The following is a 25930-nucleotide window of genomic DNA, read 5'->3' as shown; positions in this document are numbered from 1 at the left end:
TGGACATTCGGTTGCGTCGCTGCATCATCGGCGGTCCGCGTGACGCCCAGTCCGAGTGAATGGATCGGCGACCAGGGGTGTCGACATTGGCACCGCCCTTGCGACGGAAAGAGATCGGCCGGTGACGATCAGACACTCGCGCTGCGTCGGAGACGCCAAGCGCAGTGAGTCGGCGCGGTCACCGGCGACGGTATGAAACCTCGAGTTCTTTGATCCCGTTGAGCCATCCCGATCGTATGCGTACGGGTTCGGCGACCTTGCTGATGTCGGGGATGGTGTCGGCGATTGCGTTCATCATGATCTCGATTTCCATCTTCGCCAGGTTGGCGCCAATGCAGTAGTGCGCTCCGCTCCCGCCGAATCCGAGATGAGGGTTGGGGTTCCGGCTGATGTCGAAAGTGAAAGGTTCATCGAAGACGCTGCTGTCGTAATTCGCCGAACCGTAGAACAATCCGACACGTTGACCTTCGGCGATACGGACACCGCTGAGCTCGGTATCGCGGGTTGCGGTGCGCTGGAAACAGTTGACCGGAGTTGCCCATCGGACGATCTCGTCGTAGGTCGTCGACGGTCGATCACGCCGGAACAGCTCCCATTGGTCCGGACGGTCGAGAAAGGCATTCATGCCATGAGTGATCGCGTTGCGCGTGGTCTCGTTACCGGCGACCGCCAGCAAGATGACGAAGAATCCGAACTCGGTCTGATCCATCGACTCACCATCGATATCGGCCTGTACCAGTGTGGTGATGATGTCATCTGCAGGGCACCGTGTGCGCTCGTCAGCCATGTTGTAGGCGTAGCCGAGAATCTCGGCGTTCGCCTCCTCCGCACTGATACTCCCCTGATAGTCGGGGTCATCGGTGTTGATTATGATGTTGGACATCTCGAACAGCCGGGGCCGATCGGCCTCCGGAACTCCGATGAGATCGAAGATCGCGTTCAGGGGCAGGTCGATTGCGATATCCTCGACGAAGTTGCCCCCTGTCTTTTCGGCGGCCCGAGAGACGATGTCGCGAGCTACCACCGTCAGATGGTCGTGAAGTTCGCGCACCGCGCGGGGAGTGAACAGTCGTGAGACGACCTTGCGGAGTCGCGTGTGCTCGGGCGGATCATGGTTGATCAGCAGCGCCTTGGTGAGTTCCAGTTCTTCTTCTCCCACCCCGTCCGGCAATCGCATGATGGCCCCCTTGCGATGGGCTGACCACAGCTCGGAGTTCTTGGACACAGCTCGGATGTCTTCGTGTCTGGACACCACCCAGTAGCCGTGGTCGCCGAAGGGGGTCGCCCCGACTGGTTGCTGATTCCACCACACCGGTGCCGTCTCTCGTAGGTACGCGAACTCCTCTGTGGGCAAGCCTGTAGCGAGTACGTCCGGGTTGGTGAAGTCCCAGTCTGCTCCGAACGGGCAACTGCTCTCGAGGATGGACAAAATCCAGCACCTTTCAGTCGGGGAGCAGTGGCGCTGTCGCGCCACGGAGTTGACTCATTGCGTGTCGGGGTCGCGTCTCCGTGACCACTGGCCGAGGTAGCCGGAGGCGTGGTCCTCCATCCGTGATCCGGTGTAGCGCGAGACACCGTCGAACATGCAGCTACGCAGCCGGTCCTCTCCGAACCGGTGCGGGGCGACCACCCGGTTCTCGCGAGGCATCCACAAGATGTCGGGATGCACGCGAGATGTCATCCGTGACAGCCCGTTGGACCAGCGACCCAGCAACGCGGGATGGACGATGAACCCTCGCGAGTCGAGCCACTCGACCAGTGCCGCCCAGGAGAATTCCCAATCGGCCACCCCGTGCACCAACAAATAGTCGTCCGCGAGATGGGGCTGCGAATCGTCATCCGTCGACATCGTCCCCCTTCTCCGTGTGTTCACCCGTTCGAGGGGATGCGGCGATCAAGGACTCCTCCCTCAGGCCTGACCACCACACCCCAAGCGTTGACTTTACAAGTGGACCATTTAATGTCAACCCAGGGCATTGTTTGACGATGCGATCTGAGCAACCGAGGGCGACCTCGCAGACAAACTACGGATGGACATCCATGCGACCAAATGTCCATGAGCGCGGTGTCACCATGCGCCCGAGGGAGGAGTCATCTCGCATGACCGAGGATGATCAAGCCAAGATCGACTTTGTCTGGCGATGGATGACCTTCGGTGGCGCCGGTGCCGACGACATCTTCACCACCTTCGGTCTCCGGCCTCGAGAGTTCTACACCAGGACAGCGGCGATTGCCGGCCAAGCTGCGCGGAGTGCGAGGGGAGACGAGCCGGTGTTGTGGCGCATCGAACACCACTGCACCGTGAACGCTCGCCACTACCCGTGAGCGCCAGCTCTTTACGGCGTACCGCCAGCTATCATGGACGATCCATACTGTTGTGCAGACGGAGGGCGCAGTGCGTACCCACGGTTGGGCCGGAGCCTTGCCCGCAAACGACGACGACGCTCGGCGGCAGATAGTCGAGACGACGGGCGCGCTGCTGGACGAGGGTGCGGATCTCAGCATGATCCAGGTCGCGCGAGCAGTGGGGATCAGTCGCCAGACGCTGTACCGCTACTACCCCAACATCGATTCCCTCCTCCAGGATGCGGCCGATCGCGCGAGCATACAGCTACTCGACGCACTCACGACCTGCGTTGCCGGACTGCATGATCCGGCGGACGCGGTGGTCGAAGCGCTCGCCTTCGTGGTCGATCAGCTCACCACACGTCCGCGATTCACGGCGCTGTTCGGACATTCGGACGCAGACGTCTTCTCGGCGATCACCTCGGATGCGGCCAACGCACGTGCGCGGGACGTCCTTCGCACCTTCGATGTGGATTGGCGACGACACGGTTGGAGCGATGACGATCTCAGCGCTCTCGGTGAGCACGTACTCCGCACCCTCCAATCGTTCGTGCTTGCCCCCGGCTCGCCCGAACGGACGGCCGCACAGTTGCGCGCATATCTTCGTAGATGGGTGGCGCCGGCGGTGAGGGCACACTGAGCGCCTCGACACGTCAGGCGAACGTGACCATTGCAGCACTGGCAGGGACCACACGTTGACGATGCAAGTTCTGGCCCGTCTTCGCCGAATCCCAGATGTGCGGGTCCTGGAGGGACTCGAACGACGTTGTCAACTGGTCAGCGTCAAGTGGTCGGTGCATGCCGGATGTCGCAGGCTGTAGGTCCCGTCCGCCCCCATCACCCCGATGAGTCAAGCGCGCCTCGCGCCTCGATCGCGTCAGGAATCGGCGAGCCGGAAAGCGACCTTGCCCGCGACGGGGTCGACCGACTCCAGGACCACCGACACCGGGACACCCTGGGGAGGGTTCCCGGCGCAGGGGGCGATGACAGCGGGCTCCCCGAGGAATACCTGCGCATCACGCTTGTCGGTGGCCGGACGGACCACGACGGCATCGAACCGCTCCCCGACGCGATCGGCGAGGATCACCGACTCGGCGAGGTCGACGCTGCGTCGGTCCGCGGTGGCGCCGAGGGAGTCGGCCGAACGCAGCACCGCGGGCAGCGTCGGCACGGCGCGGGTCACCCAGTCCGGCACCGCTGCACCCGAGATCACCGCGAGGCAGACCTCGGTGGCGAAGCGGTCACCCAGGCGTCGCAGCGGAGCGGTCACATGGGCGTACACGCCGCCGATCGCAGCATGTCGTAGGCGGTCGGGATCGTCCGGCATCGGCTGACCGTCGACACCGAGCGCCAGATAGTCGGCGCCGCGCAGCAATGCCCCGGCCGCCGACATCACCGCCAGCGTCGTCGGATCATCGTGCGGCAGCCCCGCGAGGAACACACCGACCCCCTGCTCGGCCGGCCAGGTGATGCCCAACCCCGCGACCACCGCTCGCAGGTCTGCCAGCGCCTGCGACGACGCGGGCGGCAGCGTCCGCAGCACCCCGACGCCGGCGTCGGCCATGATCTGGCCCGCGCTCATCCCGGTCAGCAACGACAACTGGGAGTTCCAGGCGTCGGCGGGGGTACGCGGCGCCTGACGGACCGTCCATGCCCCATCTCGGTCGCGGACCACCTCCTGCTCGGGGAGCTCGAGCTCGACCGCCCCCCGCTCGAGACCGACACGCTCCCGCAGGATCCCGAAGTCCGGCAGTGCCGCGATGGATGGGTGCAGCGTCCCGGCGTCGGCGTCCGCACTGACACCGACGTAGTCGAGCCGGGCCACCGACCGTACCCGCGCACGACGCACCCGGACGTCGGTGGGCAGGCCGTCGGCAGAGACGCGGATGGTCCACAACACTGCGGGTCGGATCTGTTCGGGCAGGAGCGATCCCGCCCCCTCCGAGAGTGCACGTGGATGCAGCGGAACCGATCGGTCCGGGAAGTAGATCGTCGCGCCCCGGCGACGGCTCTCCTGGTCCAAGGGTCCCTCGGGTACCACGAGGGCAGCGACATCGGCGATGGCGTAGTCGACGACGAAACCGTCGCCGTCGGTATCGATCCGCACGGCCTGGTCGAGATCCATGGAGGTGGGTGGATCGATGGTCACGAGCGGGATGTCGGTGTGGTCGGCACGGTCGTCGGCGAAGCGATCGACCGGATGCTCGGCCTCGGCGAGCGCGTCGGCACCGTAGTCCTCGGCGATCCCGAGTTCGGTACGGATGGCGTCGAAGTCGAGCGCGGGCGCCGACAGCTTTCTCTGCACGACTTCGACCCTAGGTCGTCTGCCGAGATTCCGCCTCGAGGAGTCGACGGATCGCGCATGGCGCACCGCCCGTCGCACCGTGTGGGCGGGCGGACGCGCCTGGCAACAGCCGTGACGGCTGTCCATCGCCTGATGTCGCGGGTGGATGCACTGACGCAAAGAACCGCGCCGCGTCCGACAACCGGGCTACCGTGCAGATGCGTGACCCGACGCCGGGCGCGGGCGATGTGGTTTCGGCCGCGAGGAATCCGATGGTCGGCGCGGCCGCGCCGGCCACCACCGCTCATCACGACGAGAGGCCCAACCCGTGACGAACATCGGCGCCGCCGCATCCGACATCGAACGTCGGTCATGGCTGCCGATGGTGAGTCTGTTCTTCGCGCAGGTGCTGATGTCGTTCAACGTCGCCGCTCTGCCCGTGTCGATCGGCGGCATGGTCGACGACTTCGACGTCGCGCCGACCACGGTGGGGACCACGATCGTCGTGTACGGACTCGCCGTGGCGGCGCTGGTGATGCTGGGCGGAAAGCTGGGTCGGCGCGTCGGATGGGTGACCATCTTCCGTGCGGTCGTGATCAGCTTCGGCGCATCCGCCGTGCTGATGATCGTCTCCCCCTCGGTGGGCTGGGCCATCGCCGGGCAGGCCCTGGCCGGTGCGTCGGCCGCAGTCATCGTGCCGTCGCTGGTCGCGCTGATAGCCGAGAACTATCACGGAGACCAGCAGGCCACGGCGATCGGCTCACTCGGCTCGGCCCGAGCCATCTCGGGGGTGAGCGCGTTCTTCCTCGGCGGCTCGCTCGGAACCCTCGTCGGGTGGCGTCCGGTCTTCGGGATAGTGGTGGCGCTGGCGGTGATCGTGTTCGCCTTCAGCTTCACGTTGCGATCGGACCGGGGTGACAGGACCGTCGAGATCGATGTCGTCGCCGCGATTTTCATCGGTGCCGCCATCGTCCTGCTCACCCTGGGGTTCAACAACCTCAATTCGTGGGGCGTGTTCTTCGCCGATCCGAAAGCCCCCTTCGATCTTCTCGGGGTGTCGCCGGCGCCGGTCATGATCCTCGCCGGACTGGTTCTCGGGCAGACCTTCGTGCTGTGGACACGCCAACGGGTTCGCGCGGACAGGGTGCCTCTGGTCGACCTCACCGTGCTGGGCAGCTCACGCGAGCGGGCCGCGGTGTACGCGATGTTCGTCGTCGTGGCTCTCGAGGCGGCGCTGAACTTCACCGTGCCCCTCTATGTGCAGATCGTCCAGGGGCGAACAGCTTTCGACACCGCACTGGCGATGATGCCGTTCAACCTCACCGTCTTCGTCACCGCGATGCTCGTCGTCCGGTTCTACAAGCGATACAGTCCGCGGGTCATCGGCACGTTCTCGTTCGTGCTCACGACCACCGCCTTGACCTGGCTCGCATATGTGGTCAACAACAACTGGGAGACGTTGCCGACCATCCTGGGACTCATCGTGTTCGGCATCGGGCAGGGGGCGCTGGTCACCTTGGTCTTCAACGTCCTCGTCACCGCCGCGCCCACCAGAGCAGCGGGTGATGTCGGCTCGATCCGCGGCACCACACAGAATCTGGCGTCGGCGGTGGGTACAGCCGTCGTCGGAGCGCTGCTGGTCACGATCCTGGGGTTCACGGTCGCGTCGGCGGTGACCGCCCATCCTCGCATTCCCGACTCCCTGATCGACCAGGTCGATCTGGACAACGTCAACTTCGTCAGCAACGATGCCCTGCGGGAAACACTCGCGCGCACCGACGCCAGCCCGGAACAGGTGGACGCCGCAGTCGAGATCAACGAAGACGTACGACTCCGCACCCTGCAGTTCGGGCTGCTGTTCCTCGCAGGTGTCAGCGCGACAGCCATCATCCCGGCGACTCGATTGCCGAACTATCGCCGGAACGAGATCCCGGATCCATCCGAGATCTGATCGGACGTGGGGCGAACGAGCCGGCGTGTAAGCCGGATCCTGTACCGGTCTCAGAGACCGGTGGCGACCATCCATCTGGACACACCGTCACCGGGTGCCTCGAGCGGCCCACCCGCGGGCTCGGACGAGCAGTCCTCGATCACCCGCGCACCCGGACCCGATCCTCGAGGGATCGCGAGTCCGGGCTTTGGCCTTGCTCCGGGTGGGGTTTACCTAGCCGGCCCGGTCACCCGAACCGCTGGTGCGCTCTTACCGCACCGTTTCACCCTTACCGTCGGCGAACCGACGGCGGTCTGTTCTCTGTGGCACTGTCCCGCGGGTCACCCCGGGTTGCCGTTGACAACCACCCTGCTCTACGGAGTCCGGACTTTCCTCGGTCCGCGGCGTACCGGCGACCGGCCGTTCCGCGTACCGCGGCCGCCCGGCCGACTCGTTCGCTCGATCAGGATAGCCGGGGGTCGACGGATTTCGACAAACATCGACGCCCACGGCCGATCGCCGCTGCGCACCCGCCGACCGCCGAGGTCGGCTAGTCAGCGCAGGTGCGAGGTGTCGTTCACGAGGCGAACGACCGAACCACCGTCGGGGTAGAACTCCGCCACCGAGACCGAGGCGAGATCCAGATGCAGCCGGAAGAGGATCTCCGGCCCCGACTGCAGAGCCTCACGAAGCAAGAGTTTGATGGGCGTGACATGCGATACGACCACCACCACCTGGCCCGGATACTGCCGCAGCAGTCTGTGTTTCACACGTTCGACGCGATGTCCGACGTCAGCGAAGCTCTCTCCGTCCGGCGCGGGCACCGTGATGTCGGCCAACCATCGCGGGTGCAGTTGCGGGTCCCGACCGGCAGCCTCGGTGAAGGTCAGGCCCTCCCAGGCACCGAAGTCGGTCTCGGTCAGATCCTCGTCGACCGTGACGGGGACGTCGATCTGCTGGGCGATCGCCTCGGCTGTCGCACGGGCCCGGCTCAGCGGCGAGGACACGATCGCGGAGATCGGGTCCCGGTCGGCTCCGATCTCGGCGAGAACTCGGCGCGCGGCGCCGGCCGCCTGTCCACGCCCGACCTCGGTGAGATCCGGGTTGCCCCGACCGGAGTAGCGCCGGTCGACCGACAGTGGGGTCTGACCGTGTCGGACCAGGATCAGGCGGGTCGGAGCCGCACGCTGTCCCTGCCAGGTCGGTGTCGTCCCGCGCGCAGCCGGGGTCGTCCCGACACCATCGGAAGCACCGGCCGCCGGCCGGTCGCCGGTCACGATCCGCGGGGCGTCGGCCATCTACAGACCCGACTCCGAGGTGCGCACCAGCACAGCACCGCATTCTTCACAGCGGATCACCTCGGACGGGTCCGCCGCCGCGATCCCGGCGATGGTGCCACGGTCCAGTTCCATCCGGCACGCGCCACACCGTCGCGCACGCAGGAGCCCGGCACCGACCTTGCCTGCCGATCGCTGTCGGTCATAGATCGCGAGCAGTTCCGGGTCGACCTCGCTGACGATGCTCGCCCGCCGGGTGTCGGCGACTGCGCGGTCCTCGTCGAGGGTCGCCAACGCAGCGGCCCGCCGCTCCTGGACCGACGCGAGGTCGGTGCCGAGTTGGTCGACGGTGGCCGCCGCCCGCTGCTCCTCGCCTGAGAGCGCCTCCTGCTGTTCCATGATCGACAGCAGTTCGTCCTCGAGGATCCCCCGACGACGGGCGAGCCCGGTGAGCTCGTGTTGCAACTCCGACAGCGCTTTGGCGGCCAAGCCACCGGCGGTCAGCAACTGCGAGTCGCGGGCCTCCCGGGAGCTCATCCCGTTCACCTCGCCCTCGATCCGCTTGTACTCGCGACCCAGGTCCTCGGCAGCGATCTCGGCCCGCACCAGGTCATCTCGGGCAACCTCGACCTTGCGGTCGATCTCGGCGATCTCGGCGTCTTCGGGCAGATGGGTACGGCTGTGATCGAGTCGGGTGATCTGGGCATCGACCTCGGCCAGATCCAGCAGCACGCGCTGCCGTCCCGAATCCACTCTCATCCCTGGCTCCATTCGTCGGATTGCCCCCATACGCTACGCGGCACCCGACCACTGCCTGCGCGCGCCTGATCGGCGATCTCGCATGACTCATGGACGCGCGTGGACGGTGAACGGATCGGTCGGCGCAGCATGGACGTCGACGGTCAGACCCAGGTGATCGGTCAGCAGGGTCGCCGCCTGCCGGCACCACGGGAACTCGGTCGCCCAGTGTCCGGCGTCGACGAGAACCGGTCCCCCCGCACGCCGACTCTCGTCGACCGGGTGGTGCCGGAGATCGCCGGTGAGATAGAGATCGGCGCCGCCTGCGGTGGCGGCATCGATGAGCGAGTCGCCTGCGCCGCCGCACACCGCGACGGTCCGGATCGGCAGATCCGGGTCGCCCGCCGCACGGACTCCCCAGGGGCTCTGCAACTGTTCCTGTGCCAGCTCGGTGAACTCACGGACCGTGGTCGGCGTGTGCAGCGTCCCGATCCGGCCGAGACCCACGTCGCTCGCGATGTCGGCGAGTTCGAGGACGTCGAACGCCGGCTCCTCGTAGGGATGGGCGGCACGCAGTGCGGTCAGCACCGCACTGCGAAGTCGGCGGGCCGCGACCATCTCGACGCGGGATTCGTCCACGCGAGCGCGCACCCCGATCTCCCCGATGGCAGGGTTCGCGGCATCGAGGGCCTCGAACTGCCCGGTCCCGACGACCGACCACGCGCAGTCCCGATACTCCCCGATCGCACCGGCGCCCGCCGCGAACATCGCCTCACTCACCTGCTCGGCGTTGCCCTCCGGCACCATCACGACCCATTTGTCGATCGGCGCGGCGGGGATGGGTGCCAGCGGCGAGGTGTCGGTGATGCCGAGGAGGTCGGCGAGCGCGTCGGAGACGCCCGGTCGCGCACTGTCGGCATTGGTGTGGGCGGTGAACAGCGCTGCACCAGAGCGGATCAGACGATGCAGGATGTGCCCCTTGGGGGTCGACGCGGCCACCGTGTCCACACCGCGCAGGAGCAACGGGTGATGCGCGACCACCAGTTCCGCGCGGGCGGAGATCGCGGCGTCGACAACCTCTTCGGTGACATCGACGCAGACGACCGCGCGGGTCACCGGGTCGGCCGGATCCCCGCAGACCAGGCCCACGGAGTCCCAGGACTCGGCCAGTGCCGGTGGGTAGACCTGGTCGAGCGTGCCGATCACATCGGCGAGCGCAACGGCGGTGGTGTCACTCATCGGACGATCTCCTTCCGAACCTGGGCGAGGGCGTCGAGCAGGTCACCTACGGTGTGGCGGTCCCGCACCGCGAGTCGCAGATGATCGCCGCCGAGTCCGACGAAGTTGGCCGCGCTGCGGACGGCGAAACCGCGGGCGCGCAACCGCTCCCGCACGTGGAGACCGTCGGGTTCCTCGATCAACACGAACGGCGCCGACGGGGCCACCGCGATCCGGATCCCGGCGTCGGTGAGGGCGGCCACCATCGCGGCGCGCTGGTCCGACACGATCTGCGCCTGCGCACGGACATACGACTGCCCGGCGTCGCCGAGGCAGATCTGCAGGGCGACCAGCGCGAGAGTGCCCAGCGGCCAGTGCCGCCGCCCGGCCGACAGCCGGGCGATGACCTCGGACGAGGCCAGCAGATAACCCACCCGGAGTCCGGCGAGCCCGAAGGTCTTGGTGACGCTGCGGATCACGACGACGTCGTCGAGCGGGGTCCCGGCCAACGACTCGGGCTCCGCCGAGCCGGTCCGCGTGTCGACGGTCAGATCCGCGAACGCCTCGTCCACCACGATGATCCGCCCCGGCCTGCGGAGGGCCTCGATGCTCGCCCGCGGATGAAGCACCGACGTCGGGTTGGTCGGGTTGCCGACCACGACGAGGTCGGCGTCCTCGGGGACGGCGGCGGCCTCGAGACGCCACGGCGCATCGAGGACCACCTGCGTGATCGGGACACCCGCTCCGCGGAGTGCGATCTCGGGCTCGGTGAAGGATGGTTGGATCAGCGCAGCGGACTTCGGCGCGAGGCGCGCCAGGAGCTCGAAACCCTCTGCGGCCCCGGCGAGCAGGAGTACCTCGTCGCGACGCCGACCGTGGATGGCCGCGATCGCGTCGACAGCGGCCTCCTCGTCGGCCGCCGCGGGGTACCGATGGAGGTCGGTCAGCCGGGCGGCCAGCGCGTCGACGACGAACGACGGCGGCCGATCGCGCACGTTGACCGCGAAATCGACCATCCCGTCGGCGGCGTCACGGTCACCGTGACGATCCAGCGCGAACAGCCCCGATGTCATACCCCAAGAGCCTACGTGCACGATGGATCCGTGACCCCGACCCCGGATCCGGCTGCCGTCTCGACCACTCTGCTCGTCGATCTCGACGGCACCATCACCGACAGCTTCGCCGGTATCGCCGCCAGCTTCCGGCACGCGCTGGCAGAGGTCGGTGCGCCTGCGCCGGCCGATGACGTGGTCGTCGGCATCGCCGGTCCGCCCATGATCGACACGCTGCGCGCGATCGGCCTGGACCCCGCGACCGCCGACCGCGCGATGGCGGCCTACCGCGAGCGCTACACCTCGGTGGGGTGGCTGGAGAACGCCGTGTTCGACGGCATGGGAGGCGTTCTGGCCGACCTGGCCGCGAGTGGTCGGCGACTGGCCGTCGCGACGTCGAAGAACGAGGCGACGGCGATCCGTATCCTCGAGCACTTCGGGCTCGCCGACCACTTCGAGGTCATCGCCGGAGCGAGTGATGACGGTACCCGCCGTAGAAAATGGCAGGTCATCGACAGTGCGCTCGAGCGGCTCGGCATCGCTGTCGACCCTGAGACCGGCACGCCGGAGGCTCCGGTGGTCATGATCGGTGACCGATCACACGATGTGGAGGGTGCCGCACGCTTCGGTATCCCAGCGATTGTCGTGGGTTGGGGTTACGCTCTCGATGGGGAGGCCGACGCGGCGAATTGGACCGTCGGAAATACTGCACATCTGCGCGAGGTACTCGATGTCTGAGGAACTGAACGTCTGTTTTGTCTGTACCGGAAACATCTGTCGATCACCGATGGCCCAGAACATCTTCCGGGCGGCGATCGACGATGCCGGTCTGAGCGGGGCGGTGGTGGTGTCCAGCTGTGGCACCAGCGGCTGGCATGTCGGCGAACCGGCCGACAACCGGGCTCGCACCGAACTGCTCGCACACGGGTACCCGGACGGGCACGTGGCCGAGCAGTTGTCACCACCACATTTCGATGCCGATCTGCTGGTGGCGATGGATGCCGGGCACGTCAAGGAGCTCGAACGGAAGCGCCTGGGCGACAAGGTGCGCCTGCTGCGCAGCTTCGACCCGCAGGCCGATCCCGACGATCTCGATCTGGTCGACCCGTATTACGGGACACCGAACGACTTCGTCCGGACCCGGGAGCAGATCGAGGCCGCGGTACCCGGACTGCTGGCCTGGGTGCACGCCACGCTCGCCGACGACTGAGTCGCCGAGGCCGGGTCCGCTCGTCCGTAGCCCGTCAGCTCATGTCCGGTCCGCAGGGCGGACCAGATTGTGGACGAAACGGATCTTCTCCAGGACCGCAGCCGGGAGCACGAATGGATAGAGGTCGGGCTGCCCCATGGACCGATTGATCTGGTTGAGCGACCACGTCAGCGGCAGCCACCAGTCGACGAGCTGGTCGAAACCCACGTCGCCGGGCAGATCGCGGTCGAGCGTCGCCCCCGACGGGGCGAGGGCGAACGCCGCGGCGGTGTCGAGAGTGTCTCGGATGTGCAGGTAGTGGGCAAACGTCTCGGCGAAGTCCTCGGCCGGATGCATCGTCGCGTAGGACGATACGAAGCGTTTGCGCCATCCGTCGGGCGCGCCCTCTGAGTAGTGGCGGTCGAGCGCCGCCTGGTAGTCGTCGGCGGGGTCACCGAACAGCTCGACGAAGCCCGGTCGGTGGGCATCGTCGATGAGTGCGAGCTGGTAGTAGTGGCCGATCTCGTGGCGGAAGTGTCCCAGCAGCGTCCGGTACGGCTCCGACAACTCCACCCGCATCTGCTCGCGGTGGACGTCGTCGCCCTCGGCCAGATCCAGGGTGATCAGCCCACTCGCATGACCGGTCACCACGTGCTGCCCCGCCGACGAGAGCAGGTCGAACGCGAGACCGGTCTGCGGATCGGCTTCCCGGTCGACGATGGGCAGGCCCAGTTCGTCGAGCTCGAGGACCAACCTGCGTTTGGCCTTCTCGGCGGCGCCGAACGCCACCAGCGCATCGGTGTCGGAGTCGGCGGGCCGCGTGCGCGTCAGACGGCACGACGCGCACAGCGTCGGCGAACCGGTCCACGAGACCAGCCAGTTGCATTTGGCCACCGATGTGTTGGCGCATCGCTCCAGGAGTTCACCGTCGACGACCACGCGGCCGGCGTCGTCCAGCGAATAGATCGTGCGGGTCGGCAGCCAGAAGCCGAGATCGCTGCGGCAGTGCAGGCAGAGGCTGTTCTCGAAGGAGAGCCGCTGGCCACACGTACGGCAGTGGAAATCTCGCATGGCGCAGACGCTACCGAGTGTCGGAGAGGTCGGCGCGGGCAGCACCGGTCGAGTCGTCTGTGCAGCGTGTCGGCGGTCACCTGTCGACGCCTGGGTACCGTGGAGGGGTGCGCGCGCTACGGACCGTCCTGCGCCCCGGGTGGATCGCCCTGGGGGTCGTGGTCGTGGCGTTCGCTGCGCTCTGCTTCTCCATCCTCGCTCCGTGGCAGTTGGGCAAGAACTCGTCGACCGAGCACCGCAACCAGCTGATCAAGGATGCGGTGGGGACGGCGGCGGTCCCCCTCGACCAGGTCACCCGCACCGGTGCGGCCTTCGACCCGGCGACCGAATGGCGCGAGGTCACGGTGACCGGTCGCTATCTGCCCGACGACCAGGTGCTCGTCCGACTCAGGTCGGTCGAGGACCAACCGGCCGTCGAGGTGCTCGTCCCCTTCGCGGTGAACGGCAGCGACCGGATGGTGCTCGTGGATCGCGGATATGTGCGTCCGCAGCAGGGATCGACGACGCCTGCCGTTCCGACGGCCCCGTCCGACGAGGTGACCATCACCGCGCGCATCCGTGCCGGCGAAGGCACCAGCCCGGGCCGCGGTGCACACAGCGAGGACGGGGTGCGTGCGGTCTACACGATCGACCCCGGCGTGGTCGGGACGATGGTCGGGAGCCGACTCGACCCGTACTACCTCCAACTGGCAGCCGATCAGCCCGGTTCCCTCGGCACCATCGGGCTCCCCCAACTCGACTCCGGGCCCTACCTGTCGTATGGGTTGCAGTGGCTCGCGTTCGGCATCATGGCGCCGCTCGGCGCCTGCTACTTCGTGTACTCCGAGTTCCGGCAACGCCGCCGGCGTGATCCCGTCGATGACCACGGGCTCGCCGCTGGATCAGACGAAGATGGCCCGACTGAATCCGATGGACTGACGGCGTCCGATGAAGCGACGGGGTCCGAGAACACGGAAGGGTCCGAGAAGACTCCGGCGGGAGTCGGGCCGGACGGATCGCGTCGGGCCGGGGCATCGCCTGAACCCGCCACCGCGCACCCGACGACCGCGCTGTCGCGGCGCCGACGCCTACGCAGTGACCTGCAGGCAGCGGGAACCGATTCGAGCGCGCACAGTCGCGGTCAGATCGGCGCCGGACCGGCCACGCAGGGATCGCCGGCGGCGGTCCGCGACAAGCTCAGCAAGCGTTACGGCAACTGAGGTCCACCGCGCCGCAGGGCGATGGCGAGCAGTGCGGCGACCACACCGCCGGCGACCTGCACACGCCGTGACAGGGCGACCGCGGCACGCAGATCCGCAGGACCCGGGGAACCTCCGTCGCCCATCGGCGGACGGTCCTCGACGCCGTGCCGGTAGACCGTCCGACCACCCAACCGGAGCCCGAGCGCGCCCGCGAAGGACGCCTCCACGACGCCGGCGTTGGGACTCGGATGTGCGGGGGCGTCGCGTCGCCACGCAGCCAACGACGCCTGGCTCCGCTCCCCCAGCGTGACGGCCAGGAGGGCGGTCAGCCGAGCCGGCACCACGTTCGCGAGATCGTCGAGTCGCGCCGCGGCCCAGCCGAATCGGCGGTACCGATCGTTGCGGTATCCGACCATCGCGTCGAGTGTGTTGACCGTGCGGTATCCGACCAGTCCCGGCAGGCCGAGGACCGCCCCCCACCACAGCGGTCCGATGGTGGCGTCTGAGGTGTTCTCCGCGATCGACTCGACTGCTGCTCGGCAGATCCCGTCGGCGTCGAGGGAATCGGGATCGCGCCCGCACAGGCTCGGTATGAGTGCCCGGGCAGCATCGACGTCGTCGCGGTCGAGCGTATCGGCGATGGCCAGACCGACCCTCGCGAGGGAGGTTCCGCCGACGACCGACCAGGTGGCGGCCGCGATCGGAATCCACCCGGGTCGGATCAGAGCCGTCGCAGCCGTGGCGATCCCCACCGACGCTGCCGTGTGTGCGACCCCGGCGACGACCGAATCCCGATACCACCGTCGTTCCAGCGCGCCGGCCGCCATGCCGAGACCGGCCACCGGGTGGAGACGGCGAGGATCGGCGAGCAGGCGGTCGGCGAGCAGCCCGAGGAGAAGACCCGACGCGAGTTCGGGAGCCGGGGTTCGTCGACCACCGGTGGGTAGCACCCGAGATCGTCGGGTCCGAGACCGTCGGGGCCCAGGACGTCGCACTCCGGTCTGTCGGGCCCCAGATTGTCGGGCCCCATGGCGTGGCGCCGCAGCACGTCGGGTTCGCACGGTCACGGGCACCGGGTGATCGTATCGGTGCGGCGTTCCTAGACTTGTCTCGATGCCCCGCCAGAACGCCGAGCCCGTCGCCGGCACCTATGAGATCGACACCGGTAGCTGCGAACTCCACCCCGATCCGGTCGCCGGCGGCTGGCTGCTGACCATCAACGGCGCACAGAGTTCGCACATCGATCCCGATCACCCCCTCGACCTCGAGTTCGAGTACATGCGGCAGATGGCTGCCGTCATCGCCGACATCTTCGGCGAGGATGCGCGCCCGCTCGGGACCGATCCACTCGACGCCGACCTCCGAGTACTCCACCTGGGCGCTGCCGCATGCGCGCTGCCGCGGTATCTCGCGCACCGCTTCCCGTCCGCCAGACAGGTCGCGGTCGAGGTCGACTCGGCTCTCGCGACACTGGTCCGGGACTGGTTCGACCTGCCGCGTGCGCCTCGCCTGCGGATTCGGGTCGGCGATGCCCGGGAGGTCGTGGAGTCGCTCACCGACAGTTCACGAGACGTGATCGTGCGTGATGCGTTCGCCGGTTCCTTCACGCCCGACCACCTGACGACGACCGGTTTCGTCCGCGCCGTCCGTCGGGTGCTGCGGTCCGACGGCGTCTACCTGGCGAACTGTGGCGACACGCGTGACCTGCGTCGGGTGCGAGCGGAGGCGGCCACCATCCGCGAGGTCTTCGGCCATCTGTCACTGATCGCGGACCCGTCGATGCTCAAGGGACGGCGCACCGGCAATGTCGTGTTGGTCGGGACCGATCGCGCGTGGGAGCCTTCGGCGGCCCTGGCCCGCACGCTGCTCGGCGATCCGCTGCCCTCGCGTGTCGTCTCCGGACGCGCCGCGGCCGAGTTCGCCTCCGCCGCTCCGATCCTCGACTGACCCGTACCGCGGGACCGGAGTCGGCGACTGCGGGCATCGGGCCGGCCGCCGCGCGTCGGCGACACCGCTGTGTCATACGTTCAGATGACATCAAATTCTGTTGAGTGAATCCCACTCTGCGGACAGCGAAGCAGATTCGTACAGATGTTCGGTCTCCACGGGCCGGCGTCGGACGATCGGACCACGGGGAGGCGACGGGGATCGGACACGTCGAATAGGCTGACCCCATCGTTTCGCCGCGCGACGTGGGCACTCGCAGCGGCGCAGGAGCGCAGAGGATCAGGGGACATCGTGACCGGACAGTCGTCGAGGACCGGAACGACCCTCGGCCCGTACCGCATCGGCGCACTCCTGGGCCGGGGCGGGATGGGGGAGGTCTACGAGGCCTACGACAGCAAGAAGGACCGTACGGTCGCACTGAAGCTGCTCCCCCCGCAGCTATCCGACAACGACGACTTCCGCGAGCGGTTCCTGCGCGAGTCGCGCACCGCCGCCCGTCTGAGCGAACCGCACATCATCCCGATCCACGACTTCGGTGAGATCGACGGTCTGCTCTACATCGACATGCGGATGGTCACCGGTCGAGATCTGCGGGCGGAGTTGGCGAAAGGGCCGCTGGCACCATCGCGAGCCGTCCAGATCCTCACCCAGATCGCCAGCGCGCTCGATTCCGCCCACGCCAGCGGACTGGTGCATCGCGACGTCAAACCCGACAACATCCTGATAGACGAGAACGACTTCGCCTACCTCGTCGACTTCGGGATCGCGCACGGCGCAACCGAGACCCGGCTGACCGTCGCGGGGTCGGCGCTGGGCTCACTCGCCTACATGGCACCCGAGCGATTCGGGGACCAGCCTGCGGGGCCGGTGTCGGACGTCTACTCACTCGCGTGCGTGCTCTACGAGACTCTCACGGGCGCACAGCCGTTCGCGACGACGAGCATGCAGGGCCTGATGACCGCCCACATCACCGCCCCGCCACCGACGACCGGCACCGCATTCGACGCGGTCATCGCCCGCGGCATGGCCAAGGACCCGGCGCATCGGTTCGGGAGCGCTCGCGAGTTCGCGCAGGCGGCCTCTGTCGCACTGTCCACACCCGGTCCCCGACCGAGCCAGTTCCCGCCCGGGCGTCCCGGGTCGGGCGCGCCGGTGCCGCCGCCGTACTCCGGTTCGGGGGCGACGATCGTCGGTCCAGCCGGACATCCCGGACCGAGTTCCTCCGGCCCGACGTCCTCGGGACCGACTCTTCCCTCGCCGGCGGTCGGCCGTTCTCCCGCAGCGGGTTCGGTCTCCGGCCCCACGGTGAGCGGGCCGGCCACATTCGGTCCGACGACGTCGGGCCCCGCAGGCCCGACGGTCTCGGGTCCGGCAGTCGTGCCCTCCGGGCCGGTCGGACCGGGAACCCCGCCGTCCTACGGTCACGGTGGCGGATTCGGCACCCCACCCCCACCTCCCGGCGGACCGTCGGGGCCCCAGGGCCTGTACGGACCGCAGGGCTGGCCGCAGTCGCCGGGCGGTACCGGTCTGCCGCCGCAGCGTTCCGGGCGCGGAAAGATCATCGGGGCGGTGGCCGCGGTGGCGGTCGTCGTCGTGATCCTCGTGGTGGTCGGAGTCGTCGCGCTGGGACGCAGCTCGGGATCGGATGCCGACGGCCCGCCGACGACCTCGGCCGCGTCGTCGTCGGCTGTCGCGGCCGACACGATCGCCTGCACCTATCGCGACCATGACGAGAACGGACCGACCGCGCCTAAACCGGATGGTCAGCAGCCGGATTCGGGCTCGGTGGCCGCGACGTTGGCGACCAGCCAGGGCGACATCGGCCTCACCCTGGACCGGACCGCCGCACCGTGCAACGTCGGCGCGATCGTCTCACTGATCAAGGGCGGCTTCTACGACAACACCACCTGCCATCGACTTACCGCGACGGCCGGATCCTCGTCGCTGATCTGTGGCGACCCGACCGGCACCCAGGCGTCCAGTCCGGGCTGGGCCAGTCCCGACGAGCCGCCCAAGAACCTCACCCCTGCACCCGGCGCCGTCGACGACAAGGGTCGCCAGGGTGTGCTCTACCCGCGTGGCACCATCGCCGTCACGAACATCGACCCGACGCTGCGCAAGAATCCCGAGGACAGTGACGGCGCCAGCACCTTCTTCATGGTGATGAAGCCGATCACGCTGGTGCCGTACTTCACCGTCGTCGGCACCGTGGACACCGCGGGCCTCGACGTCCTCGACAAGATCGCCGCCGCCGGCTACACACCGGCCAAACCGGGAGTGAGTTACGGCCGCCCCAATCAGTCGGTGGTGATCTCGACCGCAACGGTCGAGTGAGAGCCCTGCTCCCGAAATCGAGATCCGATCGCCGCATGCTGATCACGATGCGGTCTCGGCAAGTCTGATCGGACGCATCACCGCAGGTCACGGGCGGGCAGTTGTGTAGCGGTCGGCCGCCGACGCGAGCCGACTCAGGCCGTCGCCCGGCGCGGAACGTACTCGGCCCCAGGCGATCTCACCTCGCCGTGTGGCCACCGCACGGCGCGGGCCGGGTTCGACCGGCGAGACCGACCGCGCAGGTAGCGTCGGGATCGGCCCGTCGACGCACCGCCGTGTCGGCGCGACGTGGTCGATCCACCACGGCGCGGCGCAGGCGGGAGTGATCCGATGACCAACGACGGTGACGGCTCGAGGACAGCGACCTCGTCGCGCGCGGGCGACTACCTGCCGATCGCCGATCACGGCGTCATCGGTGACATGCGGACGGCCGCGGTCGTCGGGGTCGACGGTCGGATCAACTGGTTCTGCAGCCCACGGTTCGACTCCCCCAGCGTGTTCGGGGCATTGCTCGATGCCGAGGGCGGCGGGGCGTGGACCATCGAACAGTTCGACGGCGACATCACCACCCGACAGTTCTATCTGCCCGAGTCCAATGTGCTGGTGACCCGCTTCATGAGCGACGACGGAGTCGCCGAGGTGCAGGATCTGATGCCGGTCGTGAAGGCGCACGACCCAGACCATCGAACCCGCATCGTCCGGCGCATCGCAGCAGTTCGCGGGACGGTGCGCTTCCGGGTGCGGGTGGCACCGCGTTTCGACTACGGCCGTGCCGAACACGAGGTCTCGCTCGACGGCGACCGCGAGGCCGTGTTCGTCAGCCGGGAGCAACGGTTGTACCTGGCCGCCACCACCGACCTGGAGATCGTCGCCGATCGCGACGTCGAGGCATCGGTGACCCTCGGGACCGGAGAATGCGTGACCTTCGTGCTCGCACCCGACGAGATCACCGACCAACTGGCCGAACACGATTGCTCGTCGGCCCTCGTCGCGGAGACCGTCGCCTTCTGGCAGGACTGGATCTCCCGATCCACCTACACCGGTCGGTGGCGGGAGATGATCAACCGTTCCGCGCTGACACTCAAGCTGCTCACCCACGAACCCACCGGCGCGGTGGTCTCGGCGGTCACCGCGGGTCTGCCCGAAGAGATTGGCGGAGAGCGCAACTGGGACTACCGATACGTATGGATCCGCGACACCGCCTTCACGCTGTACGCGCTGCTGCGGCTCGGGTTCACCGACGAAGCCGGCGCGTTCATGAACTGGTTGACGTGCCGGTTCGACCCCGACGGAAAGTCCGGAGCCGATGGCGACCCGAAGAACGACGGCAATCTCGAGAAGGACACCGGCCCCCTGCGGCTGATGTACACGCTCGATGGCGATCCGCCGCCCCCGGAGACCCGGCTCGAGCACTGGGAGGGCTACCGCGGGACCGGGCCGGTGGTGATCGGGAACGCCGCCGCCGACCAGTTGCAACTCGACATCTACGGCGAGCTCATCGATTCGGTGTACCTGTTCAACAAATACGGGCCGGGGATCTCGTTCGGCTCGTGGGAACTGCTCTGCGACGTCGCCGGCTGGCTGGTGGAGAACTGGGACCGGCCGGACCAGAGCATCTGGGAGGTTCGCACCGATCCCGACGACTACGTGTACTCGCGGGTGATGTCGTGGGTCGCGCTGGAACGGATGATCCGTGTCAGCCGCCAGCGCGGGTTGCCCGGTGACGTCGTCGGCTGGATGGCCGCGCGCGACGACATCTTCCACCAGATCATGACGCGCGGGTGGAACGACGATCTCCAGGCGTTCGTGCAGACCCTGGACTCGGATCGCCTCGATGCCTCGCTGCTGCTGATCCCGGCAGTGAAGTTGCTGGCCCCCACCGACAACCGATTCCTCAGCACGCTCGAGCGCATTGAGGAGAGCCTGGTCAGCGACTCACTCGTGTTCCGCTACCAGACCGCCGACGGCGAAGACGGCATCAGCGGCTCAGAGGGCACGTTCTCGCTGTGCTCGTTCTGGTACGTGGAGGCGCTCACCCGCACCGGACGGCTGGCGGATGCGCGTCTCGCCCTGGAGAAGATGTTCACCCACGCCAACCACCTCGGGCTCTATGCGGAGGAGATTGGTCTCACCGGCGAACAACTGGGCAACCTCCCGCAGGCCTTCACCCACCTCGCGCTGATCAGCGCTGCCACCAATCTCGACCGGAGACTGGACTCCTGACCGTCCGACGCGTCGCCGCGAGGGCCTCGCCCGGGCAACGAAGGGCGCGACTGTCGGTCAGGTCAGAGCCAGCCCCCGGGACCCGCCAGGTCGGCCGCCGCGGCCGGGCCACGCGATCCGTCCGGATACGGGTGCACCTCCGGCGGATGCTGTAGCACCGGCGTGGCGACCTCCCATACATGCGCCAGACCGTCGGGCCGGGTGAACAGCGAGCGATCCCCGCGCAGGACGTCGGCGATGAGCCGCGCGTACGGGGGCAGTCCGTCTCCGAGCGTGTCGAGTGGCACCTCCATTCGCGCGACGTCGAGATCGGTACCCGACCCGGGGCGCTTGACCGTGAGGGTGAGCTGAATCGCACCGTCGCCCGCGAGATCGAAGGTGAGGACGGTGCCGTCGGCGGGGAGCTTCGTCAACGGACCATCGGGGCGACGGAAGACGACGCTCAGCCGCTGCGCACTCCGATCGAGCATCTTGCCGGTACGCAACAGGAACGGGACGCCGTGCCACCTGTCGGTGTCGACCCACAGCCTGGCCGCGACGAAGGTCTCGGTGGACGAGTCGTCGGCAATCCCCTCGGTGGCGCGATAACCCTCGTACTGTCCGTAGACCACCTCCGCGGGATCCAGGGGCCGGAACGCCGCGATCACGGCCTGTCGGGCGTCGAGGAGGTCGTCGGCTCCCAGACTGGTCGGCGGCTCCATCGCGACCTCGGCGGCGACCTGGAACAGGTGGGTGACGATCATGTCGAGGAATGCGCCGGTGGCGTCGTAGAACCCGGCCCGATCGGCGATGTCGAGGGTCTCGGGGACGTCGATCTGGATCTCCTCGACATGCTTCGCGTTCCACGCACCCTCGAACAGTCCGTTGGCGAATCGCAACACGTGCAGGTTCTGCGTGCTCTCCTTGCCGAGGAAATGGTCGATCCTGTACACCTGCTCTTCGTCGAGGGCGCGGTGGACCGCTTCGTCCAGCTCGGTGAAGGATTCCGGCGACGTACCGAACGGCTTCTCGTAGACCACCCGGGCGCCCGCTGCGAGATCATGCGCCGCCAGGGCTTCGGTGTAGGCGGCAAAGGTCGTGGGCGGCAACGCGAGGTAATGGACCAGCGTCGCGTCCGCACCGATCTCGGACCGTGCCCGTTCGATGACATCGGGCAACTGCCCGGCATCGTCGACGGCGAAACCGCCACCCGCGTAATGGACCCGGTCGGCGAAGCTCTGCCAATCGGACTCCGACGGTGGGCCGTCGTCGCCGAACTCGACGATCGAGTCGTGGACGTGCGAACGGAACTCGTCGTCCGTGCGATCGCCGCGACCGTTACCGATCAGCGTCCACTCGGACGGAAGGAGTCGTCGGCGGTGCAACTCGTAGAGCGACGGCAACACCATGCGCTTCGCGAGGTCTCCGGTGGATCCGAAGAGGACCACGATCACCGCGTCCTGGGAATCGGTGGCGTCGGGTGTGGTGCCGTTCTGTGCCGCCGCGGCGGTCTGGTCGTCTGTCACACCTACATGGTGCGCGCGCGGACCGCTCCGGTGTCGAGACGCGCCGAACAGATCCGCTCCAGCGATCGCCGGGTCACGTCGTCGATGGCCGAGGGTGCGAGCGATCGGGTCAGGTGGCGCAGCCGGAGGAAGAAGACGCGTTCGGTCACGCCGAACTCGGTGAAGATGTCGTCGGCGCTGCCCCCGCCGAAGGGCACCCACCGCTGCGCGAAGACGAGCATGCGCTGCGAGTCCGGTACCCAGTCCACGAGCTTTGTCATCGGTTCTGCCCCCCCCGGTCGAGTCCACCACCTGACTTTTCGTGATCACAACGTTATGGTCGGCATGCTGCCCTGCCTGCGGCTTCACGTCATTCGTGACGTGACCGCGATGACCGTAACGCTAGGGTCACGGTAGGGTCTCCGATCGATCTCGGTCCTGGGATAGTCACCGGGAAGGCATCAAGCTCAGTCGAGGCCTCCCCCACGGGGACCTGTCGTCGTGCGCGCAGATTGTGGTTAGGTGGCCCAATGGGCCATGTTTCGCGCCGACCGTTGTCGTCGATGATCACCGCGGGTGATGTGCGGGTGGAGGTCGTGATGCAGTTCGCTCCGGTCCGCCGGCTCGACGACGGGTCGCTCGCCGCAGCCGAACTCCAATTACGTGGGCTCGCCGGATCCGCCTTGAACACGCCCGACTCCCTGCGCCGTGCCGCTCGGCTGATGGAACAGAAGCCCGCCTTCGACCGCCAGAAGGTGGAGTTCAGCGGCTCCGCCCCCGCCCGCGCCGTCGCCGACCTTCTGCCTCTGCTCGTCACGCTCGACATGGAGTCGATCCAGACGGATCCGTCCACCGCCGCAGCGTTCTCGGCCACCGACGAGTCGCTGCAGCGACTCGTGCTGTCGGTGTCGCCGGATCGACTCATCGCCGATCCCCAGCGCACCCTCGCGGCCGTCGCCGAAGCACGAGCAGCAGGTCGGATGATCTGCGTGGACGGCATGGGTGTCGACCACCACGCGGTGACGTTGTTGCCACTCGTCGAGCCCGACATCATCATCACCGGGCCGGACCTGCTCACCCGCACGACCGATCCCGACATGGCCGAGGTCGCACATGCGCTCGCCGCTCACGTCGAACGCAGTCATGCGGTCATCGTCGCCGAAGGCGTCGACACCGAAGAGCTGCGCCTGGCCGCCATGACCATCGGCGCCACCTACGGCATCGGCGCCCTGTACCCGCCCGTCGCCGACCCCGCCGATCTGGTCGACGAGACGATCGTCCCGCTGCCGGGCGCACCGGTCTGGTCGACCCCCGATGCACTCGCGGCGACCCCGTACGCGCTGGCCAGCCGGGTGGGCACCCCGCGCCGGGGCACCAAGCGGCTGCTCGTCGAGATGAGCAAGTCGCTGGAGGCCCAGGCCGCTGCGGTGGGACAGGCGATGATCGTCGTCGGGACCTTCCAGCACGCTCAGCACTTCACCGCCCTCACCTCCGAGCGGTGGCACCGCCTCGCCGACATCACCGGCTTCGCCGGGGTCTACGGGGTGGGCCTCTCGCACATGTTGGACGGCAACATCCAGCACGCGCCGCTCGACCCCGAGGACGACCTCGTCAACGAATGGACCGTCGCGGTCCTCGGGCCCCACTTCTCGGCTCTGCTGTCCGCCCGGGACCTGCACGACAACGGTCCCGACCTCGAGCGCACCTTCGACTTCATCCAGTCCTTCGACCGGATGACGGTCACCCAGGCGGTGCACACCATCCTGACCCGCTTCACGTCGGCCGCGACCACCCCCGCAGCCGTCGCCGAACCGGCCTAGCTCGGCCCCTTCGTCGCCGACATCCTCCACTCCAGCGCCGCGCTGTTATCTGGCCGTTACCGGCGTTGCGATCGAATCGCACTTCGCGTTGCGACCCGGGACTGTGACTGATTCACGCATAACGTCGATCTCGGACAGCACACCAGTTGAGTGTGGCGAGGTCGGGACCTGACGGGTCGCGTCGATCGAACCACCGGTGCGAGGAGGTGATCGGCGTGCTCGAGCCCCGTCGGAACGCGTACGGACCCAGCAAGACGCCGGGTACTCACCCATGACTCTCCTCGACGACGCACCCGCGATTCGCGCCACCCACGAAGTCCGTTGGGCCGATGTCGGTCCCGTCGACTCCGCAGCGTCCCGACCATCAACTCCGGAGTCGCTCGTCGTCACCCCGGTTCCGTTGGCCGACCTACTCGTACGAATCGCCGAGCAGGATGCCGAGGCATTCCGGGAGTTCTACGACCGCACCGGCGATCGTGTCTACGGGATGACTCTGCGGGTACTCCGCGATCCCGGATACAGCGAGGAGACCACACAGGAGGTCTATCTCCAGGTCTGGCGGACCGCGAGCGGATTCGATCCCACCGCGGGGTCGGCGTTGTCATGGTTGATCACACTCGCGCACCGCCGCGCTGTCGACCGGGTCCGATCCGAGGTCGCCGCCACCCGCCGCGACCTCGAGTACGGCGTCGGGACGTGGCCGTCGGCATACGAGCACGTCGGCGAGGTCGTCGAGCGGCATGAGATGCGGACGTGGATGCTCGCCGGACTCGCCGGACTCACCGCACTGCAGCGTGAGGCCATCGTGCTCGCCTACTACCACGGTCTGAGCTATCGCGAGGTCGCCGAACGGCTGACCGTCTCGCTGCCCACGGTCAAGTCGCGTATCCGCGACGGACTGCGGCGTTTGCGCGACAACCTCGACCTGCCCGACCACTGAGCGAGATCTGCCGACCACGTCGGTCAGCTCGTCAGCGCCCGCACGCCCTCTGCAAGACGACTCAGATCGTGTAGGCGAGCACCCGCACGATCTGCTCGCCCAGCGCGCGATCGCCGGTGATCTCGACCCGTGACGGGTCCGCGGTCGCACGGCCGCCGATCAACCTGGCGAGATCGATGATGTCGAGGCGCAGCGTCACGTCGGGCTCCACTCCGCCGAAGTCGTCGACCATGGCTGCGCGTCCGTCGACCGCCACGTGCAGGCGTCGTCCTCCCACCCCCGTCACATCGACGAGGACGCGGCTGCCGTCCGGCGCGCCCGCACGCTTACCGATCACGAAAGGCAGCGACGCCGCGATCTCGTCCAGTGCGCGAGCGGCGGTCGTGGGTTCGACAGGCGGGGGCGAATCGATGGTGTCGCGGATGTCGATCTCGTGCATCCAGCAGTCGAACACGCGGATGCGCATGAAGCGTCCGTAGGTGTCCCGTCCCGCGGGCGTCACGGTCTCGGCGTCGAAGTCCTCCTGCGACATCGCAGCCAGCGCAGCCGATCGTGTCTCGACGATCTCCCGGTAGGCTGCCGCAACCTCGTCCCGGGGACGAGTCCGGAAGTGGTCGAGCCAGTTCTCGTTGAACTCCCCGATCGCGTTGTGCACGTGGTCGAGTGCCGCAACGTCGCGACCGGCGGTGACCTCGCGCCCCTCGAGCATGCTCTCGGTTCCGATCACGTGGGCGACCACATCGGCGACCGACCAGCCCGGCAGGATCGACGGCTGCGCCCACTGCGTGTCTGTCAGCGCGGCCGTGAATTCGGCGATCGCGGCCCATTGGGTCGACAACTCGTCGACGATCTCGGCCCGGGGCACGATGGTGCCGCTCATCGACGTCCTCCTGTCA

General features: G+C 67.9%; 23 protein-coding genes and 1 other RNA gene. 11 read left to right on the top strand and 13 right to left on the bottom strand.

Annotated elements, in window-relative coordinates; genetic code table 11:
- Window positions 1–178: 178 nt before the first annotated feature.
- Both GS4_RS16480 and GS4_RS16475 read right to left on the bottom strand, forming a co-directional pair.
- Window positions 179–1474, bottom strand: a complete 1296-nt coding sequence (locus GS4_RS16480) for a cytochrome P450 (protein WP_007622570.1) — start codon at window positions 1472–1474, stop codon at window positions 179–181.
- 9 nt (window positions 1475–1483) lie between these two features.
- On the bottom strand, window positions 1484–1849 hold the full coding sequence (locus GS4_RS16475; RefSeq protein ID WP_007622569.1) for a hypothetical protein: 366 nt from the start codon (window positions 1847–1849) through the stop codon (window positions 1484–1486).
- Window positions 1850–2100: 251 nt separating this feature from the next.
- Here GS4_RS16475 and GS4_RS16470 point away from each other — a divergent pair, with 251 nt between their 5' ends.
- Both GS4_RS16470 and GS4_RS16465 read left to right on the top strand, forming a co-directional pair.
- Window positions 2101–2325 carry a hypothetical protein gene (locus GS4_RS16470; protein ID WP_007622562.1) on the top strand — a complete coding sequence of 75 codons (225 nt, stop codon included), beginning with the start codon at window positions 2101–2103 and terminating at the stop codon, window positions 2323–2325.
- A gap of 70 nt (window positions 2326–2395) precedes the next feature.
- On the top strand, window positions 2396–2986 hold the full coding sequence (locus GS4_RS16465) for a TetR/AcrR family transcriptional regulator (RefSeq protein WP_040510858.1): 591 nt from the start codon (window positions 2396–2398) through the stop codon (window positions 2984–2986).
- A gap of 237 nt (window positions 2987–3223) precedes the next feature.
- On the opposite strand, the gene GS4_RS16460 is transcribed toward GS4_RS16465, so the two are convergent.
- Window positions 3224–4651 (bottom strand): RNB domain-containing ribonuclease, encoded by a 1428-nt coding sequence (locus GS4_RS16460; protein WP_007622560.1) that lies wholly within the window; start codon window positions 4649–4651, stop codon window positions 3224–3226.
- Between the two features lie 307 nt (window positions 4652–4958).
- On the opposite strand from GS4_RS16460, the gene GS4_RS16455 reads away from it, so the two are divergent.
- Window positions 4959–6581 carry an MFS transporter gene (locus GS4_RS16455; protein ID WP_007622559.1) on the top strand — a complete coding sequence of 541 codons (1623 nt, stop codon included), beginning with the start codon at window positions 4959–4961 and terminating at the stop codon, window positions 6579–6581.
- Window positions 6582–6593: 12 nt separating this feature from the next.
- Here GS4_RS16455 and rnpB read toward each other — a convergent pair.
- The 5 genes from rnpB to cobC all read right to left on the bottom strand — a co-directional run bounded on the left by rnpB (window position 6594) and on the right by cobC (window position 10866).
- Window positions 6594–7014: RNase P RNA component class A (rnpB, locus tag GS4_RS24860), an RNA gene on the bottom strand.
- A 100-nt stretch (window positions 7015–7114) separates the two neighbouring features.
- Entirely contained in the window at window positions 7115–7858 is a 744-nt protein-coding gene (locus GS4_RS16450) for a histidine phosphatase family protein (protein WP_007622558.1), read from the bottom strand.
- On the bottom strand, window positions 7859–8596 hold the full coding sequence (locus tag GS4_RS16445; RefSeq protein WP_007622557.1) for a zinc ribbon domain-containing protein: 738 nt from the start codon (window positions 8594–8596) through the stop codon (window positions 7859–7861). It abuts the gene before it with no gap.
- Window positions 8597–8683: 87 nt separating this feature from the next.
- Window positions 8684–9814, bottom strand: coding sequence for a Nif3-like dinuclear metal center hexameric protein (locus GS4_RS16440; protein WP_007622556.1), 1131 nt, complete (start codon window positions 9812–9814; stop codon window positions 8684–8686).
- Window positions 9811–10866: an Rv2231c family histidinol phosphate aminotransferase CobC gene (gene cobC, locus GS4_RS16435; RefSeq protein ID WP_007622549.1), complete on the bottom strand. Its 1056-nt coding sequence runs from the start codon at window positions 10864–10866 to the stop codon at window positions 9811–9813. The genes GS4_RS16440 and cobC overlap by 4 nt, the downstream gene beginning before the upstream one ends.
- A 30-nt stretch (window positions 10867–10896) precedes the next feature.
- Here cobC and GS4_RS16430 point away from each other — a divergent pair, with 30 nt between their 5' ends.
- Together GS4_RS16430 and GS4_RS16425 are read left to right on the top strand one after the other, a co-directional pair.
- Window positions 10897–11583, top strand: coding sequence for an HAD hydrolase-like protein (locus GS4_RS16430; RefSeq protein WP_007622548.1), 687 nt, complete (start codon window positions 10897–10899; stop codon window positions 11581–11583).
- A complete protein-coding gene (locus GS4_RS16425) occupies window positions 11576–12055 on the top strand; it encodes a low molecular weight protein-tyrosine-phosphatase (protein WP_007622547.1) in 480 nt (159 codons plus the stop codon). Before GS4_RS16430 ends, GS4_RS16425 begins: the two co-directional genes overlap by 8 nt.
- 39 nt (window positions 12056–12094) lie before the next feature.
- Here the strand turns inward: GS4_RS16425 and GS4_RS16420 are convergent, their stop codons facing one another.
- On the bottom strand, window positions 12095–13105 hold the full coding sequence (locus GS4_RS16420) for a zinc-binding metallopeptidase family protein (protein WP_040510822.1): 1011 nt from the start codon (window positions 13103–13105) through the stop codon (window positions 12095–12097).
- A 107-nt stretch (window positions 13106–13212) separates the two neighbouring features.
- On the opposite strand from GS4_RS16420, the gene GS4_RS16415 reads away from it, so the two are divergent.
- Entirely contained in the window at window positions 13213–14304 is a 1092-nt protein-coding gene (locus GS4_RS16415; protein WP_007622541.1) for an SURF1 family cytochrome oxidase biogenesis protein, read from the top strand.
- Here the strand turns inward: GS4_RS16415 and GS4_RS16410 are convergent.
- Window positions 14292–15236: a cobalamin biosynthesis protein gene (locus GS4_RS16410; protein ID WP_007622540.1), complete on the bottom strand. Its 945-nt coding sequence runs from the start codon at window positions 15234–15236 to the stop codon at window positions 14292–14294. The two genes, GS4_RS16415 and GS4_RS16410, sit on opposite strands and share 13 nt — an antisense overlap.
- A gap of 163 nt (window positions 15237–15399) precedes the next feature.
- Here GS4_RS16410 and GS4_RS16405 point away from each other — a divergent pair, with 163 nt between their 5' ends.
- From GS4_RS16405 to GS4_RS16395, 3 genes are all read left to right on the top strand, one after another.
- Window positions 15400–16233, top strand: coding sequence for a spermidine synthase (locus tag GS4_RS16405; protein ID WP_007622539.1), 834 nt, complete (start codon window positions 15400–15402; stop codon window positions 16231–16233).
- 291 nt (window positions 16234–16524) lie between these two features.
- The gene (locus tag GS4_RS16400; RefSeq protein WP_007622538.1) at window positions 16525–18567 is read left to right on the top strand and encodes a protein kinase domain-containing protein; all 2043 of its coding nucleotides are present in this window, start codon (window positions 16525–16527) and stop codon (window positions 18565–18567) included.
- 330 nt (window positions 18568–18897) lie between these two features.
- Window positions 18898–20790, top strand: a complete 1893-nt coding sequence (locus GS4_RS16395; protein WP_007622537.1) for a glycoside hydrolase family 15 protein — start codon at window positions 18898–18900, stop codon at window positions 20788–20790.
- A gap of 62 nt (window positions 20791–20852) precedes the next feature.
- Here the strand turns inward: GS4_RS16395 and GS4_RS16390 are convergent, their stop codons facing one another.
- Together GS4_RS16390 and GS4_RS16385 are read right to left on the bottom strand one after the other, a co-directional pair.
- Entirely contained in the window at window positions 20853–22223 is a 1371-nt protein-coding gene (locus GS4_RS16390; protein ID WP_007622536.1) for a glucose-6-phosphate dehydrogenase, read from the bottom strand.
- Window positions 22224–22297: 74 nt separating this feature from the next.
- Complete coding sequence (locus tag GS4_RS16385; protein WP_007622534.1) at window positions 22298–22555, bottom strand: hypothetical protein; 258 nt, start codon at window positions 22553–22555, stop codon at window positions 22298–22300.
- Between the two features lie 318 nt (window positions 22556–22873).
- Between GS4_RS16385 and GS4_RS16380 the strand changes: the two genes are divergently transcribed.
- Both GS4_RS16380 and sigK read left to right on the top strand, forming a co-directional pair.
- Window positions 22874–24094 (top strand): EAL domain-containing protein, encoded by a 1221-nt coding sequence (locus tag GS4_RS16380; protein ID WP_007622532.1) that lies wholly within the window; start codon window positions 22874–22876, stop codon window positions 24092–24094.
- A gap of 271 nt (window positions 24095–24365) precedes the next feature.
- Window positions 24366–25034 carry an ECF RNA polymerase sigma factor SigK gene (gene sigK, locus GS4_RS16375; protein WP_007622530.1) on the top strand — a complete coding sequence of 223 codons (669 nt, stop codon included), beginning with the start codon at window positions 24366–24368 and terminating at the stop codon, window positions 25032–25034.
- Between the two features lie 61 nt (window positions 25035–25095).
- Here the strand turns inward: sigK and GS4_RS16370 are convergent, their stop codons facing one another.
- The gene (locus GS4_RS16370; protein WP_007622528.1) at window positions 25096–25914 is read right to left on the bottom strand and encodes a maleylpyruvate isomerase family mycothiol-dependent enzyme; all 819 of its coding nucleotides are present in this window, start codon (window positions 25912–25914) and stop codon (window positions 25096–25098) included.
- Window positions 25915–25930 lie beyond the last annotated feature (16 nt).

The organism is Gordonia soli NBRC 108243 (assembly GCF_000334455.1).
Taxonomy (GTDB): Bacteria; Actinomycetota; Actinomycetes; order Mycobacteriales; family Mycobacteriaceae; genus Gordonia; species Gordonia soli.
Note: the sequence above shows the minus strand (reverse complement) of the source record. Positions and strands in the feature narration are given on the sequence as shown.